Genomic DNA, 17257 nt, shown 5'->3' on the forward strand with positions numbered 1-17257 from the left:
ACCCGCCTCGCAACCCGGATGCTATTGATTTTATAGCTACATGCCCTAGTACATATTGCGCCAGAGCATGATTTGACCGCTTTGAAGAAAACCGCGATGCCGGCACGGCACCTGAATTCCAGGAATTTTTTCACCCGCCTGTAACCCGCGGCGCATTCCGCCCGAACTACTGGACGAGGCCCGATCGCCGGGCCCTCTTTCAGGAGCACTCATGGCGGCATCCGCGAAACCACAGCCCATCCACCCCTTGTGGATACGCATCAGCCACTGGCTGAACGCCCTGGCGGTGCTGATCCTCATCGCCAGCGGCTGGCGCATCTACAACGCGGCGCCGTTTTTCCCTTTCACGCTGCCCAACGCGCTGACCCTCGGCGGCTGGCTCGGAGGTGCACTGCAGTGGCATTTCGCCGCCATGTGGCTGCTGGCCGCCAACGGCCTGTTCTATCTGGTGATGAACCTCGCCAGCGGCCGGCTGGCCCGCAGGTTCTTTCCGGTCTGGCCGCGCGCCGTGCTGCGCGATGCCATGGACGCCCTGCGCGGAAAGCTCGCCCACACGGATGCGCGCCAGTACAACAGCGTGCAGCGGCTGGCCTATCTGTTCGTGATGCTGGACCTTCTCGTCCTGGTGCTGTCCGGGCTCGTGCTGTTCAAGTCCGTGCAGTTCCCCGTCTTGCGGGAATGGCTGGGGGGCTACGAGTTCTCGCGCCGCATCCATTTCGTGGCCATGGGGTTGCTGGTCGGGTTCATTGCCCTGCACGGTGTGATGGTGGCCCTGGTGCCGCGCACGCTGCTCACCATGCTGAGCGCCGGTCGCCAAGGGAGTGCGGCATGAACCTCTTCAGACGCCGGAGCTTGTCCAATGCCGATGCGGACCTGGCCGTGGCCGACGCGCGCAAGCTCCTTGAGCGCCGCATGGCGCCCGCCGCGCGCCGCCATTTCCTGCGCGGCAGCCTGACGCTGGGCGGACTGTCCCTGCTGGCCGGCTGCAGCATCAGCGACAACGAGGATGTGGAAGCCATGCTCCAGCGCATCTCGCGCTGGAACGACCGGGCCCAGGGATGGCTGTTCGACCCCGGCCGGTTGGCACCCACCTATCCCGAATCCATGATCGTCCGGCCGTTTCCCTTCAATGCGTACTACGGCGAAGACGAAGTCCGGATCGTGAAAGAGGAAGGCTACCGGCTCGAAGTGGCCGGCCTGGTGGCCGAAAAACGCCCCTGGACCCTTGCGGCGCTGCGCGCCCTCGCGCAGCAGGAGCAGGTCACCCGCCACATCTGCGTGGAGGGCTGGAGCGCCATCGGAAAGTGGGGCGGCGTGCCTTTCGGCGATTTTCTGCGGCGCATCGGCGCCGACCTGAGCGCGAAGTACATCGGCTTCGCATGTGCCGACGACTATCACACCAGCATCGACATGGCGACCGCGCTGCATCCGCAGACGCTGCTCGCGCTGACCTGCGACGGCGAGCCATTGCCACCGAAATACGGCTTTCCGCTGAAGCTGCGCATACCGACCAAGCTGGGCTACAAGAACCCGAAACACGTCATGGCGATGTCCGTGACCAACACCTATCCAGGCGGCTACTGGGAAGACCAGGGCTACAACTGGTTCGGCGGCAGCTGAGCGATCGGGCTCGGCGCCGCAGACGGCGCGGCCGTGCCCGATTCCCGGGTGCGGCGCAATTTTTCTCTTCCCTCTACAAAAGGACTTTCGACATGAACCAGCTCACGACCGCACTGCTCGCCGCCTGCCTGACCGCGGCCTCCGTCTCCGCCATGGCGGCGGACGACATGATGAAAAAGGACCCCATGGCCAAGGACGGCATGCCGAAAGACGCCATGAAACACGACGGCATGAAGAAGGATGCAATGAAGAAAGACGGCATGAAGCACGACACCATGGCCAAGGATTCCATGGGAAAGGACGCGATGAAGAAGGATGAGATGAAGAAGGATGAGATGAAGAAGGATGAGATGAAGAAGGACGAGATGAAGAAATAAGCCACGGCATGCCTGCACGCAACGGGTCCATGCAGGCCGTCAGCGCAGGCCGTGTCCCACGCCATCGCGCGATGCGCGCGAGTGGCGCCGATGCCGTGTACCCTGAGGCGGCCATGGCACCCCGACCGCCTCGAGATATTGCGCACCTCCAGACCGAACAGCGCCTGCGAAGCCTGATGCTCGCCGGGCTGGAGGGCGATGCGGCGGCGTACCGGCAATTCCTGCAGCAAATGGCAACCCGCCTGCGGTCCTTCTACCGCCGGCGGCTGTCCGGTTGGCCCGACGACGTGGAGGACCTTGTGCAAGACACCCTGCTGGCCCTGCATAACCAGCGCCATACCTACCAGCACACCGAGCCGCTCACGGCCTGGGTGCACGCCATCGCGCGCTACAAGACCATCGATCTGCTGCGCGCGCGCCAGGCGCGCGAAGCGCTGCACGACCCTCTGGACGACGATGCCACCGGCCTCTTCGATCACACCGAGGACACGGCCGCCGAGGCCCGGCGCGATCTCGGGCGACTGCTCGCCACCCTGCCCGACCGCCAGCGCCTGCCCATCGAGCAGGTCAAGCTGCATGGCCGGTCGGTCTCCGACGTGGCCCAGGAAACCGGCATGACGGAATCCGCCGTGAAAATCGGCATCCACCAGGGCCTGAAGGCGCTGGCGAGCCGCATCGCGTCTTCGTCCCCACCCACGGCGAAGCCAAAGGCCTTCCCATGAAAACCGACGATCTGATCCATCTATTGGCCGCCGACACGGTGCCGGTCCCTCGCCATGCCGCAGCGAAGCGCCTGGCGCTCGGCCTTCTCCTGTCGGTGCCGGTTTCGGGCTGGCTGATGGGGTATGGGCTCGGGCTCAATCCAGCGCTCGGCCAGTACGCCACCCTGCCCATGTTCTGGGTGAAATTCGGCGCTCCGCTGCTGATGGCACTGGCCGCGTTGCCGCTGGTCGCCCGGCTCGGGAAGCCGGGCTCTGTCACCCGCCTCGCATGGCTGGGCTGGGCCACCCCGATCGGCCTGGTATGGGCCCTGGGGCTGATGGCGGTGTGGCAGGCCCCCGCGGCACAACTGCCGGAGCTGGTGCTCAGCCGCACCTGGCGCGTGTGCGCGGAAAATATCGCGATGCTGTCGCTGCCGGTGTTCCTGGCCGCGATCTGGGTGCTGCGGGGCATGGCGCCCGTCCGCCCGGCCTGGGCCGGCGCAGGGGCCGGCGCCCTGGGCGGCGCGGCCGGCGCCACGGTCTATGCGCTGCACTGCCCGGAGCTGGCCGCACCGTTCATTGCCATCTGGTACGTTCTGGGCATGTCGCTGCCGGTGGCCGCTGGTGCCGTGCTGGGGCCTCGGCTGCTGCGCTGGTAGCGGGCCATCGCCCCGCCGCTGCGGGGCGCGTCAGGGGCCGGGCCGCAGCGCCTCCAGCGAATCGACATAGCCGTCGGCATCCACCTCGCGCACGGGTTGCCCGTGGTTGTAGCCGTAGGTCACCAGCACCACGGGGCAGCCGGCGGCGCGGGCCGCCCGGGCATCGTTGCTGGAGTCGCCGATCATCAGCGTGCGCGCGGGCACGGTGCCCAGCGCCTCGCAGGTCCGGAGCAACGGCATCGGATCGGGCTTCATGCGCTCGAAGGCATCGCCGCCGAACACCTTCTCGAAGAAGCCGTCCAGCCCCTTGGCCTCCAGCAGCGCAACGGCGAACGCCGTGGGCTTGTTGGTCAGGCAGGCCAGGCGCACGCCTTGCCGCCGCAGCGCCTGCAGTCCGGTGACCACCCCGGGGTACAGCGCGGCGAACTGGCCGTTGACGGCGGCGTAATGGCGCTGGTAGCTTTCCCAGGCCTGCGGATAGATTGCTTCTGTTTTGATAGCAATACGCCCTAGTGAATCATGCGCCAGAACGTGATTGAGCACCGAATGAATCAGGTGCTGCGAGCCCTTGCCCACCATGCGTTCGATGTCGGGCGCCGCGATGCCGGGCAGCCCCAGCTCGCGCAGCATGCGGTTGATCGCCTCGGAAAAATCGCCGAGCGTGTCCACCATGGTGCCGTCCAGGTCCACGATCGCGGCATCGGCTTGTGCGGGGGGCAGCGGAATCCAGTCTGAAAAGGGGGCAGATTGCATCGTCATGGCCATGAAAACAGGCGTGCAGTGAATGAAGGCGGGTGGCGCCGTGGCGGTCCTGGTGGGGGGAGAAGGTCTTCAACCCTGCGGAAAACCCACCGCCTGCGTCCCACGCCGCTTCGGCCGCACGACCACCGTGCCCGCCAGCTTATCGTGCCAGCCTTGCTTGCGGCTGTCGAACGCCACCCACAGCAGGCCCAGGCCCAACGGAATCGCGGAGGCGAAATACGCCACGTAGCGGCCCACGGACTGCCCGGGGGTCATCGGCTTGCCGGTGGCGGCATCCACCACGCGGGCGCCGATGGCCATCTTGCCCGGCGTGGCCTGCCGGCTCAGCCAGAACAGCACCACCGCCACGGCCGGGAGCACCCAGGAGATGACGAAATCCGCAGGCCCCAAGACCAGGCGCTCGGATTCGAAATACGCCCAGCCATAGAACGCCACCAGCAGCGGCACCGTCACGACGATCAGCAGCAGGGTGTCGATCAGCGTCGCGCCCACGCGCGCCCAGAAGCCGACATATTCGAGATCGGGAAAGCCGCCGGGATCGTTCATGAAAGCATTGTCCTTGTGAAGCACGCTTGCAACCCCAAGGGTCGAGGCACCCTGCATTCTGGCAGCGATCACCGGCCTGTGGGGCGCTTCAAACGCCGGCCGGCCTGGCCGCCCGGCGCCGCGCGGGCGCCTTCGCCACCGTCAGTTCCGCCCAGACGGGGGCGTGGTCGCTGGCGTTGGCCTTGCCGCGCTCGTCCCGGTCCACGCCGGCATCCGCCACCCGGAGCATGCGGCTCACCAGGATGTGATCGATGCGCAGTCCCGCATCGCGCTCCCAGCGCCGGCGCCGGTAGTCCCAGAAAGTGAACGGCACGTCCTTCGGGTGCACCGTGGCGATGGCATCCGTCCACCCCTGGGCCAACAGGTCGGCATAGGCTTGCCGGGGCGCCGGCTGCAACAGGGCGTTGTCCGCCCACGTGTCGGGCCGGTAGATGTCCGCATCCGTCGGCACGACGTTCCAGTCGCCCATCAGCACCACGGGATGGCCAGACGCCCAGAGCGCCTGGGCGCGGCGGTTCAGCCGCTCGAACCAACGCAGCTTGGCATCGAATCGGGGACCGGGCTGCGGGTTGCCGTTGGGCAGGTACAGGCAGGCATAGAGCACGCCGTGGATCGCCGCTTCGAGGTAGCGGGCCTCCTTGTCGGCCGAGTCGCCCGGCAGCGCGGTCAACACGGGCAGGGGATCGTGCCCGCGGCCGAGCAGCGCCACGCCATTCCAGGTGCGCTGGCCGACGGCCATGCCGCGGTAGCCCGCCGCGCGCAGCGCCTCATGCGGGAACTGCGCGGTGGGACATTTGAGTTCCTGCAGCGCGACCACATCGGGCCGCGTGCGCTGCAGCCAATCGACCAGCCGGTCGATCCGCTTGTTGACATTGTTGATGTTCCACGTGGCGACGCGCATGGCATCACCGGTCTGAACACGCGGGCGAGCAATCGCTCACGCCGCTTTTCTTTCCGGTGCGCTCTTCCTGGCGGCGGCGCTTTTGGCACCGGCCTTCCTGGCAGGCGCCTTGGCCCCCGCCTTGCCGGCCGTTTTGCCCGCCGCCTTGCGCGCAGGCGCGGAGCCACCCTTGAGGCTGCGCTTGAGCAGGGCCGTGAGGTCGATCACTTCGCCGGTCTGCGGCGCTTCTTCCTCCGGGTCCATCACCGTGTGGCCTTCGCCCGCCTTCGCCTTCTTGTCCACGAGCTTCATCACCTGGATGCGGAACTCGTCCTTGAAGTCGGCGGGGTCCCATTTTCCGGACATCTCCTCGACCAGCTGCCTGGCCATCTTGAGTTCCGCGGCGCTCACACTCTTTTTGCCGGCGGCCGGCAGTTCGAGCGAGTCGAGCGTTTTGACCTCGTCGCCCCAGCGCAGCAGGTTCAGCACCAGCGCCGGTCCCGAAGGCACCAGCGCGGCCAGGTGCTGCTTCGTCGAAATGACGACCTTCGCGAGGCCAACCTTGCCCGTCGCGATGAGGGTTTCGCGCAGTAGCGCATAGACCTTGTCGCTCTTGTTGACGGGTGCCACGTAGTACGGCCGCTCCAGGAAGATGAACGGCATGTCGTTCGCGTCGATGAAGCGCTCGATCTCGATGGTCTGCGTGGTCTTGGGGAACACCGCCTCGATCTCTTCCGGGCTGATGATGACGTACTTGCCGTCTTCGTACTGCACCCCTTTGACGATGTGGTCCTTGTCGATTTCCTTGCCGGTCTTCTTGTTGATGCGCTTGTAGCCCACCGGGTCCATGGACCGCTTGTCCAGCCAGTCGAAGTCCACGCCCTGCTCCGTCGCCGCCGTGTGCAGCCCGACAGGGATGTGGACCAGGCCGAAAGTGATGGCGCCCTTCCAGAGCGTGCGACTGCCAGTTGCCATGTGACTTTTCTCCGAAGGGGAAACCCCGTGCGTCCCAGTCTGCGTCGATCGGTCTGCCACCCTTGTAGGCGGCCGCTTGCCGCATCGGTAGGCATTGCCTGCCAATCGGGTGGCGGCACGGCCTTGGTCCATCCCCCGCGATCCCCTATGCTGGAGTGATGCCTTCCCCCCTCCGCCCCATCGCCATCCATGTGCAAGAGCCGTCTCCCGGGGACTTCCGCTGGGTGCTGATGGAGCGCGAAGGCGGCGGCGCCTGGGCGGAGATGGAACGGTCCGCGTCGGCCACGGGCACCTACCACCAGGCCCTGGCCGATGGGCTTCGGGTGTTGCAAGCCATGATCGAAGACCTGGACATCGGCCCTCGCCTTGCCGTGAAGCGGGCCGCGAAAGGGGTGTCGCCATCGCACGATGCGCCCCAGACGGAGCGCCCGCCAGCCGATCCCCCGGCCCCCTCCAAACCCTCCCTGTTCGGATTCGGCCCCGCCCGCTGAACCGCCGCGCGTGGCGGCTGGAGGAGGTGGTGCAGAATGCCCACCACGTCCCTACAGGCCCCACCGATGACCACGCTCCAACACCTCCTCGGCACCGAATTTCCCCTCATCCAGGCGCCCATGGTGGCGGTGTCGGGAAGCGCCATGGTGATCGCCGTGAGCGAAGCCGGGGGTCTGGGCTCCTTGCCCTGCGCCGGGCTCACGCCCGACCTGATCCGCCAGGAAGTCACGGCCATCCGCGCGGCCACCCGCCGGCCCTACAACGTCAACTTCTTCTGCCACACGCCGCCCCAGCCCGATCCGCAGCGGGAGGCGGCATGGCGTGCGGCGCTGGCGCCCTATTACGCCGAATTCGGCCTTCGTTCGGAGGACATCCCCGCCGGTGCGGGACGCCATCCGTTCAACGCCGAGGTGGCCGGCCTGCTGGCGGAGTTCCGGCCGCCGGTGGTCAGCTTCCATTTCGGGCTGCCGCCGGACGACCTCCTGACGCAGGTGAAAAGCTGGGGCTCCAAAGTCCTCGCGTCGGCCACCACGGTGGAAGAAGCGCTCTGGCTGCAGGCGCGGGGCGTGGACGCGGTCATCGCGCAGGGCCTGGAGGCCGGCGGGCACCGCGGGCACTTCCTGTCGCACGACCTGACCAAGCAATCCGGCACCTTCGCGCTGCTGCCCCAGATCGTCGGCGCCGTGCAGTGCCCGGTCATCGCGGCCGGGGGCATCGCGGACGCCCGGGGCGTGGCCGCGGCCATGGCGCTGGGGGCCTCGGGCGTGCAGGTCGGCACCGCCTACATGCTGGCCACCGAGGCCACCACCAGCGCAGTGCACCGCGCCGCATTGCAAAGCGACGCGGCGCGCCACACCGCCCTCACCCACCTGTTCACCGGCCGCCCTGCCCGCGGCATCATGAACCGCGTCATGCACGAACTGGGGCCACTGAACCCCGCGGCCCCGGAGTTCCCTCTCGCGACGGCCGCGCTGGCCCCGCTGCGCGCCAAGGCGGAAGCCTTGGCGCGCAGCGACTTTTCACCACTGTGGTCCGGACAGAACGCGAGCGGCTGCCGGGAGGCGCCCGCGGCCGACCTGACGCGCGCGTTGGCGCAGGGTTTGCGGTAAGCGGCCGACCTTTTCGGTCGCTGCGCCTCCCGCTTTTCATCGGGGACGGGGGCCTCGGCCGCCCTGTGGCGGGCGAACGGCCCGCACGGCGGCTGCGCACCGTCCGACAGACGCTCCCTCGGTGTACGCCTAGTCTGCAAACCTTGCCCCGGCCGGGCCTTCGCCCGGCTGCCAGGGGCTGTTCGCATACCAAAGGATCACCATGCCGATGTCTTCTCTTCGCCGCTTTTCCGTTCTCGTCACCACCGCCCTGCTGGCCGCAGCCGCCGCCACCGCGCACGCCGCGCCGGACGAATCCGCCCGGGCCCGCTACGAGCGCGACCGCCAGGCCTGCCTGAGCGGCAACACGCAGCAGTCCCAGGCCGTGTGCCTGCAGGAAACGGGTGCGGCCCTGGAATCGTCGCGCACCGGCCAGTTGACCAATCCGGGCGCCCAGGCCGAGCAGAGCAATGCGGTGGACCGTTGCGCCGTGTTCAAGACGCCCGAAGAGCGTTCCGCCTGCCTGGACCGCGTGAAGGGCCCGAGTGCCGTGTCCGGCTCGCCCGCCGCGGGCGGCGTGCTGCGCGAGAGCACCACGACCACCATCGTGCCACCGCCCCCAGCGCCACCAGCGCGCTGATCGATGTGAATGCAGGCCCAGACTGCGGCCGGGCCGCGTCAGGCCAGTTGCGTGCGCATGGCGCCGATCACGCCGGCGTAGTCGGGCTTGCCGAAGATCGCGCTGCCCGCCACGAAGGTGTTCGCGCCCGCATCCGCCACGCGGCGGATGTTGTCGGTCTTGATGCCGCCGTCCACTTCGAGGCGGATGTCCTTGCCGCAGGCGTCGATGCGCCGGCGCACGGCCTCGATCTTGCGCAGGGCGGAGTCGATGAAGCTCTGGCCACCGAAGCCCGGGTTCACGCTCATGATGAGGATGAGGTCGATGTCGTCGATCACCCAGTCGAGCACGTCGAGCGGTTCGGCGGGGTTGAACACCAGGCCGGGCTTGGCGCCCTTGGCGCGGATGGCCTGCACGCTGCGGTGCACGTGGGCCGAGGCGTCGGGGTGAAAGCTGATGTAGTCGGCGCCGGCATCGGCGAAAGCGGCGGCCAGCGCATCCACGGGCTGGACCATCAGGTGCACGTCGATCGGCACGGGCTGGCCGTCCGGGGTCTTGGCGTGGGGCTTCAGCGCCTGGCAGATCATGGGCCCGAACGTCAGGTTGGGCACGTAGTGGTTGTCCATCACATCGAAGTGGATCCAGTCGGCGCCAGCGGCGATGACGTTCTTCACTTCGTCGCCCAGGCGGGCGAAATCGGCGGACAGGATCGAGGGGGCGATGCGGTAGGTGCGGCTCATCCCCCGATTGTCGCAGCAGCCCGCGGCGATCCGGAAGGCTTGCCCGCCGGCCCGGGTACCATTGCGCCCATGCCGAAGTACCAGTTCCAGGCCGAGGTGCATTCCCAGTACCTGCCCGAGCAATCCACGCCCGACGAGGGCTTTTATGGCTTCGCCTACACCATCACCATCACGAACATGGGCGACATCCCCGCCCAGTTGATCTCCCGCCACTGGGTCATCAGCGACGCGCGCGGCCACACCGAAGAGGTCAAGGGCCTGGGCGTCGTCGGGCAGCAGCCGCTGCTCAAGCCCGGCGAATCCTTCCAGTACACGAGCGGCTGCCGCCTGCGCACGGCCAGCGGCAGCATGCACGGCCGCTATTTCTGCGTGGCCGAGGACGGCGAGCCGTTCGAATGCCCCATTGCGCTGTTCGTGCTGGAAGCCGTGTCCGGCGACGCCTCGGGCGCCCCCCTGAACGGCAGAGTGCTGCATTGAAGCGCCACGCCAATGACCTGGGCCACCTGCTGGCCCAGCTGGATGCGGGCGCGCCGCTGGCGCAGCGCCACCTCTGGCTGATTGCGCTGCTGGACTGGGTGCGGGGCAACCGCCGCTCGGTCGAGGCCGCGGTCGGCCGCATGCAGCTGTTCGTGGAGGCCATCGAAAAGGACGATGCCGCGCGCCAGCGCCTGCAGGACTGGTGGAGCGCGCTCGTCGGCACGGTGGACATCACCACCTTGCTGGCCGACTTCGGCTTCGCGCCGCGCACGGCCCTCGCCAGCGAGGTGGCAGAGCGCCTGCGCTACAAGCTGCTTCCGGGCAGCCCGGAGACCATCGACGCGTCCGAGCTGTTCATGCTGGCGCTGCCCTACGATTTCGATGCGCTGTGGCTCGCGGCCCTGGACGAGGCCCTGCTCGTTCGGCTGTTGTCGGCCATGGCCCCGGCCGAGGCGCCGGGCGCCACCCGCTGGCAGCGCGCCCTGCTGGACGCCATCACCTATTGCGCGGGGCAGATCCTGTCCACCGGTTTCGCGCCCGAACTGCGCCTGCGCATGAGCGAAGCCGCGCGCGACGCGCAGCCGTTCCACGCCCTGATCCGCGACGTGGAGAGCGTGCGCGTGGAGGTGATGCACCAGTTGCGCACCACCGACCGGCTCGACGAATCCGTGCAGCGCCTGCGCGAGCGGCTCGATGCCTGCCGCGCCGCCGCGGCCACCGTGTATTCGCACTTCGAGGACAACGGCATTTCGGTGGGCCTGGTGTTCCGGCTGCGGCAGCTGCGCGAGCGCATCCTGCGCGTGCGCGAGCTGCTGGACTGCCTGCTCTCGCCCACGCCCGCCCCCACCGCCGCCCGCCTGATGGCGCGGCTGGTCACCGTGGGCCGCGAACGGCGCAGCCTGCGCGCGCTGCTGGCGTCCAACTCGTCGCTGCTGGCGGCCAAGGTGGCCGAGCGCAGCGCCGAGACGGGCGAGCACTACATCACGCGCACCGGCGCCGAGTACCGCGCCATGGTCGGCAAGGCCGCGGGCGGCGGCCTGGTGATGGCTTTCACCACCCTCATGAAGTTCGGCCTGGCGGCACTGGCGCTGTCGGCCTTCTGGGGCGGCTTCTGGGCGGGCGTGAACTATTCGGTGAGCTTCGTGCTGATCCTGCTGCTGCACTTCACGGTGGCCACCAAGCAGCCCGCGATGACCGCGCCGGCCATGGCAGCCAAGCTCAAGGACCTGCACTCCGACGAGGCCGTGGTGTCCTTCGTGGACGAGGTCACGCACCTGGTGCGGTCGCAGGTGGCCGCGGTGCTGGGCAACGTGCTCGTGGTGTTCCCGACCGTGATCGGCATCACGCTGCTGATCGCCAAGGGAACCGGGCAGACGGCCATCAGCACGGCCCAGGCCCACCACGTGCTGGAGTCGCTGCACCTGCTGGGGCCCTCGCTGCTGTTCGCGGCCTTCACCGGCGTGCTGCTGTTCGCCTCCAGCATCATCGCGGGCTGGGCGGAGAACTGGTTCGTGCTGCACCGCCTGGATTCGGCCGTGCAGTACAACCCGCGCATCACCCGGCTGCTGGGCACGGCGCGCGCCGCGCGCTGGGCGCACTTCCTGCGCGAGAACCTGTCCGGCTTCGCCGCCAACATCTCGCTGGGCTTCATGCTGGGGCTGGTGCCGCCCATCGCCTCGTTCTTCGGGCTCGGGCTGGACGTGCGCCACGTCACGCTGTCGTCAGGCCAGCTGGGCGCGGCCAGCACGGCGCTGGGCCTGCAGGTGCTGCACATGCCGCAGTTCTGGTGGGCCGTGGCCACGATCCCGCTGCTGGGCGCGCTGAACGTGTCGGTCAGCTTCTACCTGGCCTTCCGGCTCGCCCTGCGCGCGCACAGCGTGACGGGGGTGGAGCGGGCCCGCGTCTATGCGGCCCTGCGCTCGCGGCTGCGGCGCGCGCCGCTGGAGTTTTTCATGCCCGCCCGGCGCGCGGCCTGAGCCCTGTTAAAAGGTCTTTTCCGCCGCCCCGATACGCCCCGGAATGGAGGCCTCCGTCCTACAGGGTGGGGCCACCCCAGCGGGTAAATTCGGGCGACCCCGGGGTCGGGCCGCTGCGCGCCGAGGGGGCTTCGCGAAGGCCGACCCAACCCTGCAGGCCTGGCGCCTGCGCGAAGAGGACATACAAAGAATGGATGAAATCCTGAGCTTCTGGGCGCAATGGTTGCGCCCTTCGGCCGGGTTGCCCACCGTGCAATGGTCGCTGCTGCTCGCAGTGGCCGCGGTATCGGGCTACCTTTTCCAACGCCATATCGGCCTGCCCAAGGTGGTCGGCTACACCCTGGTCGGCACCATCGCCGGCCTGCTGGGCTTCACCGGCGCCGTGTGGCCGCTGCAGGGCATCAGCCTGTTCCTGCTGGAGCTGGGCATCGCACTGGTGCTGTTCGAGGCGGGCGGGCGCATTCCGCTGCGCTGGTTCCGCCACAACCCGATGGTGCTGGTGCAGAGCATCGCCGAATCGGCCCTGACCTACTTCGCCGTGTACTACGTGCTGATGTGGCTGGACGTGCCCCAGCGCGCTGCCGGCCCGCTCGCCCTGGTGGCCCTGGCCGCCTCGCCCGCGGTGCTCAGCCGCGTGGTGGCTGACACGCGCGCCGCCGGCCCGGTGACCGACCGCGCCATGGTGCTGGCCACGCTCTCCACGCTGTACGCCCTGACGCTCGGCAGCGCCACGGCAGAGCTGATCAACCGCCCCGCCGCGCGCATCATGGACACCATCTACCCGGTCATGGTGGTGCTGGGCGTCTCGATCATCGTCGGCGCCGTGCTGGCCCTGGTGCTGCGCATGGCGCTGCGCTTCATGAGCCCCACGAGCGAGAACACTTCGTTCCTGCTGCTCACCCTCATCGCCGCCGGCACGGCCGTCGCGGCGCACATGGGCGGCTCCGCGCCGCTGGCCGCGCTCCTGGCCGGCATGCTGCTCAAGCAGCTCAATCCGCGCCCCTGGGCCTGGCCGCGCCAGATGGGCACGGCCTCGTCTTTGCTGACCATGCTGATGTTCGTGCTGGTCTCCACCGTGGCGGCGCAGGCCGACTGGAGCGGCCCGGTGGCCGGCGTCGTGCTGGCCCTGATCGTGGTGCGCCTGGCGGCCAAGGCCCTGGGCGTGGCGGTGGGCAACGTGGGCAGCGGCGCCAGCTGGCGCCAGGCCCTGTGGGTGGGCTGCGCGATGACGCCGATGTCGTCCATCGCGCTGCTAATCGCATCGCAGTTCGTGGTGGCCTCGGCCTCCACCGGCCAGCTGATCGCCCGCGTGGCGCTGCCGGCCATCCTGGTCATGGAAGTGCTCGGGGCCGTGATCGCCACCGTCGCCATCTACCGCGCGGGCGAGAGTTCGAAACCCTGGGCGCCGCTCTCGCGCGCCGCCAACGGAGACAACAGCCGTGAGTCTTGAAGCCTTCCACCATTCCGAGCCCCTGACGCTGGGCGTCGAGCTGGAGCTGCAGCTCGTCAACACGCACGACTACGACCTCGCGCCCTATGCCGAGGACATGCTGCGCCTCATGCACAAGACGCCGCTGCCCGGCAGCGTCGTGCCCGAGATGACCAACAGCATGATCGAGATCTCCACCGGCGTGTGCCACAGCAGCAGCGAGGTGCTGGGCCAGCTCACGCAGATCCGCGATGCGCTGGTCAAGAGCGCGGACAAGCTCAACATCGCCGTGGCCGGCGGCGGCACGCACCCGTTCCAGCAATGGCACGAGCGGCGCATCTACGACAAGCCGCGCTTTCGCGAGCTGTCGGAGCTGTATGGCTACCTGTCCAAGCAGTTCACGATCTTCGGGCAGCACGTGCACATCGGCTGCCCGGACGCCGACGCGGCGCTGCTGATGCTGCACCGCATGTCGCGCTACATCCCGCACTTCATCGCGCTGTCGGCCTCCAGCCCCTACGTGCAGGGGCAGGACACGGCGTTCGATTCCGCCCGGCTCAACTCGGTGTTCGCGTTCCCGCTGTCCGGCCGCGCGCCCATGGCGCTCACCTGGACCGACTTCGAGCACTACTTCGACAAGATGACGCGCACGGGCGTGGTCAAGAGCATGAAGGACTTCTACTGGGACATCCGCCCCAAGCCCGAGTTCGGCACCATCGAGATCCGGGTGTTCGACACGCCGCTCACCGTGGAGCGCGCCGCCGCGCTCGCCGGCTTCGTGCAGTCGCTGGGTGCGTGGTTCCTGGCCGAGCAGCCCTTCATGCCGACCGAGGACGACTACCTCGTCTACACCTACAACCGCTTCCAGGCCTGCCGCTTCGGCATGGACGCGGTCTATGTGGACCCGGCCACGGGCGGCCACATGCCGCTGCGCGACCACATCCTGCAGACGATCGACCACATCGCGCGGCACGCGGGCGTTACCGGGGCGTCGAGCGCCCTGCACATGCTGCGCAGCGAGGCCGACGCCGGCCAGAACGACGCGCGCTGGCTGCGCGAGCGCCAGCGCAACGAGCAGTTGCTGGGCGAGGTGAGCCGGCAGGCGGCGCAGCGCTTTCGGGGCGCGGTGTCCTGACGGGCCGACGGCAGGCCGTGCCCATGGCGAACGCCACGCTTCGCGCGCTGCGCGCCGACATCACCCAGCTGGCGGTGGATGCCATCGTCAACGCGGCCAATTCGTCGCTGCTCGGCGGGGGCGGGGTGGATGGCGCCATCCACCGCGCGGCCGGTCCGGAACTGCTGCACGAATGCCGGCTGCTGAGCGGCTGCAAGCCCGGGGATGCGAAAGCCACCCGGGGCTACCGGCTGGCGGCCTCCGTCATCGTGCACACGGTCGGTCCGGTGTGGCGCGGCGGCGCGAACGGCGAGGCGGGCCTGCTGGCCTCCTGCTATCGCAAGTCGCTTCTGCTGGCGAGCGAACGCGGGGCGAGGACGGTGGCGTTTCCCTGCATCAGCACGGGCATCTACGGCTACCCGATCGAGCAGGCGGCGGTGGTGGCCGTCGATGCGGTGCATGCCACCCTCGCGCAGACGCCCGGTATTCGGGAGGTGACCTTCTGCTGCTTCTCGGAGCAGGACCTGTCCGTATACCGGGCGGTGCTTGGGCAGGCGGCCGAATAGCCCCGAGGGGTGGCTGGGAGGCACCCCCTTTAAAACCATCGAGAATATTAATTGACTTTTAAATTCTCAATGGTGATATAATGCCCTTTGTTGCAGTCTTGGCGCCTGACCCGTGCCGTCACCGCAACGCTTGCTGGGAACCGGCCATCGGCCCCCGGCAGGCCGCCTTTTGCGACCTTCGTCGCCCTGTCGATCTGCCGAGCTGCAGCCGACCGAGTTCCTCGATGCTCACGCAGGCCCTCTCCCGCCTGCGATCCTGAATGAATTAGATTTCCAAGACCGCCATTCCCATGGGCCCATACGTCGTCTCGCCCTCGACACACCCGACCGACTGTGGCCGCTTCCGTGCCTCCTTCTCGGTCCATCGATCCCAGGGTAACGGCAGCTACTGCCGCGTATTCCGTTTCGACAAAGCCTTTGCATCCCGCGAAGCCGCCCGGCTCTTTGCCATCACCCAGGGCTGGCTGCAAACGAGCATGCCGCATCCTCCGGCGTGCTGAGGCCAAGGGTCTGCCAAGGCAGCTCCCTTTTCCCCCTTCGCACCACCGTCCTCCAACGGCGCGCCATTCGTTGCGCACCTCTTTCAGAAAGGCTCTTTCCATGAGCAGCAAAATCTACGTGGGCAACCTGCCCTACTCCGTGACCGATGCGATCTTGCAAAGCAACTTTGCCGAGTTCGGCAACGTCTCCTCCGCCAAGGTCATGATGGACCGTGAAACCGGCCGCTCCAAGGGCTTCGGCTTCGTGGAAATGGCGTCCGCCGAAGTCGCGCAGGCCGCCATCACCGGACTGCACGGCATGTCCGTCGACGGCCGCTCGATCGTTGTGAACCTGGCCCGCCCCCGCGAAGAAGGCGGCGGCTCGGGCGGCTACAGCGCAGCGGGCTACGGCGCGAACAAGCGCTCCGACGTGGGCTACGGCACGGGTGGTTTCGGCGGTGGCCGTTACTGAGCCCTGCCGCACTCCGCGAAAAGCCGGCCCTCCTGGGCCGGTTTTTTTTTGCCTGGCCGCCCTGCATGCCGCTCCTGGGCGCGCGCCGCAGCGCGAGGGGGCACCCAATCTGGCAAAGGGCGTGAGGCCATTGCGGGTGCCGCCCGCATGACGGCCTACACTGCCCGCATGCCCCTCCCCCTCTCCGGCCCCCACGCCACTCTGGCCGCACTGCCCCGCGCAGCGGCCGGCGCGTACGCGGCCGCCAAGAGAGCGCATCGGCCAGTGCCCCCCGCACCTTCCTGAGCCCGGCGGTCCGCTCCCCTCTCCTCTTCTTTCAGCGCAACCCTCCGCCGCCGGGCCCCCGCCTCGCGCGGCCGCGGGCGCACCCTCTTTTGGGCATTGCCCGCATTCATTCGATGGAGTGTGTCGATGCATGCAACGATTCACGGCGAGCGCACGCTCACCGAACTTGATTTCGCCCGCCTGAGCAAACTGCCCGGGCGCGAACTCCCCCCCGCCCTGGCCGCGCTGCTGGCCAGCGCCGAGGTGACGGGCTCGCGCGCCGTGCCCGGCGATGTCGTGACGATGTACTCGCGCGTGGAGCTGGTCGATGTGCAGACCGCCTGGCGCCAGACGCTCACGGTCTGCTATCCGCGGGATGCCGAGCCCACGGCCGGCTTCATCTCCGTGCTCTCGCCGGTGGGCAGCAGCCTGCTGGGCCTGAAGGTGGGGGACGTCGCGAAGTGGCTTACGCCGAACGGCGACGCCTGCGCGGCGCAGGTCGTCGCCATCCTCTTTCAGCCCGAGGCCAGCGGCGACTACCAGACGTAGCGCGGGCCGTGGCCTGCCGCACCGTATGCTCCTGCCATGGGTGAATTCGATCTGATCCGCCGTTTCTTCCAGCGCCCCGTGCGCCGTGCCGCACTGGGCGTGGGCGACGACTGCGCGCTGCTCGCGCCCGCGCCGGGCATGCACCTGGCCGTCTCCAGCGACATGCTGGTGGAGGGCCGCCATTTCTTCGCCGACGTCGATCCCGAGGCGCTCGGCCACAAGGCGCTGGCGGTCAACCTGAGCGATCTGGCCGCGTGCGGCGCCCGGCCGCTGGCCTTCACGCTCGCCCTGTCGCTGCCGCGGGCCGACAGCGACTGGCTGGAGCGCTTTTTCGCGCGGGCTGCTGGCGCTGGCCGATGCGCACGGCTGCGAGCTGGTGGGCGGCGACACCACGGGCGGGCCGCTCAACATCTGCATCACCGTGTTCGGCGAAGTGCCCGCCGGCCAGGCCCTGCTGCGCAGCGGCTCGCGC

21 protein-coding genes and 1 pseudogene are annotated in these 17257 nt (G+C 68.6%); 17 read left to right on the top strand and 5 right to left on the bottom strand.

Translation table 11 applies throughout. The annotated features are described in order from the left end of the window. Positions 1-211 precede the first annotated feature (211 nt). The 5 genes from AC27IQ_RS03220 (at position 212) to AC27IQ_RS03240 (ending at position 3357) form a co-directional block, all read left to right on the top strand. Positions 212-832 (top strand): cytochrome b/b6 domain-containing protein, encoded by a 621-nt coding sequence (locus AC27IQ_RS03220; RefSeq protein ID WP_487088151.1) that lies wholly within the window; start codon positions 212-214, stop codon positions 830-832. Then, the gene (locus tag AC27IQ_RS03225) at positions 829-1620 is read left to right on the top strand and encodes a molybdopterin-dependent oxidoreductase (RefSeq protein WP_487088153.1); all 792 of its coding nucleotides are present in this window, start codon (positions 829-831) and stop codon (positions 1618-1620) included. Before AC27IQ_RS03220 ends, AC27IQ_RS03225 begins: the two co-directional genes overlap by 4 nt. Positions 1621-1712: 92 nt before the next feature. Further along, the gene (locus AC27IQ_RS03230; protein ID WP_487088155.1) at positions 1713-1997 is read left to right on the top strand and encodes a pentapeptide MXKDX repeat protein; all 285 of its coding nucleotides are present in this window, start codon (positions 1713-1715) and stop codon (positions 1995-1997) included. 113 nt (positions 1998-2110) lie between these two features. Beyond that, entirely contained in the window at positions 2111-2719 is a 609-nt protein-coding gene (locus tag AC27IQ_RS03235) for a sigma-70 family RNA polymerase sigma factor (RefSeq protein WP_487088157.1), read from the top strand. Beyond that, entirely contained in the window at positions 2716-3357 is a 642-nt protein-coding gene (locus AC27IQ_RS03240; protein WP_487088159.1) for an NrsF family protein, read from the top strand. Before AC27IQ_RS03235 ends, AC27IQ_RS03240 begins: the two co-directional genes overlap by 4 nt. A 30-nt stretch (positions 3358-3387) precedes the next feature. Here AC27IQ_RS03240 and gph read toward each other — a convergent pair whose 3' ends face one another. From gph to ku, 4 genes are all read right to left on the bottom strand, one after another. Beyond that, the gene (gph, locus tag AC27IQ_RS03245) at positions 3388-4110 is read right to left on the bottom strand and encodes a phosphoglycolate phosphatase (RefSeq protein WP_487088161.1); all 723 of its coding nucleotides are present in this window, start codon (positions 4108-4110) and stop codon (positions 3388-3390) included. Positions 4111-4188: 78 nt separating this feature from the next. After that, positions 4189-4665, bottom strand: coding sequence for an RDD family protein (locus tag AC27IQ_RS03250; protein WP_487088163.1), 477 nt, complete (start codon positions 4663-4665; stop codon positions 4189-4191). 88 nt (positions 4666-4753) lie between these two features. After that, complete coding sequence (locus AC27IQ_RS03255) at positions 4754-5566, bottom strand: exodeoxyribonuclease III (protein ID WP_487088165.1); 813 nt, start codon at positions 5564-5566, stop codon at positions 4754-4756. A gap of 36 nt (positions 5567-5602) precedes the next feature. Further along, entirely contained in the window at positions 5603-6520 is a 918-nt protein-coding gene (ku, locus tag AC27IQ_RS03260; RefSeq protein ID WP_487088167.1) for a non-homologous end joining protein Ku, read from the bottom strand. Between the two features lie 158 nt (positions 6521-6678). Between ku and AC27IQ_RS03265 the strand changes: the two genes are divergently transcribed. The 3 genes from AC27IQ_RS03265 to AC27IQ_RS03275 all read left to right on the top strand — a co-directional run bounded on the left by AC27IQ_RS03265 (position 6679) and on the right by AC27IQ_RS03275 (position 8740). Then, a complete protein-coding gene (locus AC27IQ_RS03265) occupies positions 6679-7011 on the top strand; it encodes a hypothetical protein (protein ID WP_487088169.1) in 333 nt (110 codons plus the stop codon). A gap of 66 nt (positions 7012-7077) precedes the next feature. After that, positions 7078-8121, top strand: coding sequence for an NAD(P)H-dependent flavin oxidoreductase (locus tag AC27IQ_RS03270; RefSeq protein WP_487088171.1), 1044 nt, complete (start codon positions 7078-7080; stop codon positions 8119-8121). Between the two features lie 202 nt (positions 8122-8323). Next, positions 8324-8740 carry a hypothetical protein gene (locus AC27IQ_RS03275; protein ID WP_487088173.1) on the top strand — a complete coding sequence of 139 codons (417 nt, stop codon included), beginning with the start codon at positions 8324-8326 and terminating at the stop codon, positions 8738-8740. A gap of 38 nt (positions 8741-8778) precedes the next feature. Here AC27IQ_RS03275 and rpe read toward each other — a convergent pair whose 3' ends face one another. Beyond that, on the bottom strand, positions 8779-9459 hold the full coding sequence (gene rpe, locus AC27IQ_RS03280) for a ribulose-phosphate 3-epimerase (protein WP_487088175.1): 681 nt from the start codon (positions 9457-9459) through the stop codon (positions 8779-8781). 69 nt (positions 9460-9528) lie between these two features. On the opposite strand from rpe, the gene apaG reads away from it, so the two are divergent. The 9 genes and pseudogenes from apaG to AC27IQ_RS03325 form a co-directional block, all read left to right on the top strand. Further along, positions 9529-9936 (top strand): Co2+/Mg2+ efflux protein ApaG, encoded by a 408-nt coding sequence (apaG, locus tag AC27IQ_RS03285; protein WP_487088177.1) that lies wholly within the window; start codon positions 9529-9531, stop codon positions 9934-9936. After that, entirely contained in the window at positions 9933-11912 is a 1980-nt protein-coding gene (locus tag AC27IQ_RS03290; RefSeq protein WP_317353772.1) for a site-specific recombinase, read from the top strand. Before apaG ends, AC27IQ_RS03290 begins: the two co-directional genes overlap by 4 nt. 190 nt (positions 11913-12102) lie before the next feature. After that, positions 12103-13362, top strand: coding sequence for a cation:proton antiporter (locus AC27IQ_RS03295; protein ID WP_272565687.1), 1260 nt, complete (start codon positions 12103-12105; stop codon positions 13360-13362). Then, positions 13352-14476, top strand: coding sequence for a YbdK family carboxylate-amine ligase (locus AC27IQ_RS03300; RefSeq protein ID WP_487088180.1), 1125 nt, complete (start codon positions 13352-13354; stop codon positions 14474-14476). The genes AC27IQ_RS03295 and AC27IQ_RS03300 overlap by 11 nt, the downstream gene beginning before the upstream one ends. A 23-nt stretch (positions 14477-14499) precedes the next feature. After that, positions 14500-15021: an O-acetyl-ADP-ribose deacetylase gene (locus AC27IQ_RS03305; RefSeq protein ID WP_487088182.1), complete on the top strand. Its 522-nt coding sequence runs from the start codon at positions 14500-14502 to the stop codon at positions 15019-15021. Positions 15022-15311: 290 nt separating this feature from the next. Further along, positions 15312-15521 carry a hypothetical protein gene (locus AC27IQ_RS03310; protein ID WP_317353765.1) on the top strand — a complete coding sequence of 70 codons (210 nt, stop codon included), beginning with the start codon at positions 15312-15314 and terminating at the stop codon, positions 15519-15521. A gap of 100 nt (positions 15522-15621) precedes the next feature. Continuing rightward, complete coding sequence (locus AC27IQ_RS03315) at positions 15622-15972, top strand: RNA-binding regulator (protein WP_284413396.1); 351 nt, start codon at positions 15622-15624, stop codon at positions 15970-15972. 411 nt (positions 15973-16383) lie between these two features. Next, the gene (locus tag AC27IQ_RS03320) at positions 16384-16785 is read left to right on the top strand and encodes a GreA/GreB family elongation factor (RefSeq protein ID WP_487088185.1); all 402 of its coding nucleotides are present in this window, start codon (positions 16384-16386) and stop codon (positions 16783-16785) included. A gap of 36 nt (positions 16786-16821) precedes the next feature. Then, positions 16822-17257, top strand: a pseudogene (locus tag AC27IQ_RS03325) (AIR synthase related protein); the annotation flags it as partial.

This window comes from Acidovorax sp. KPB24-07 (assembly GCF_057543315.1).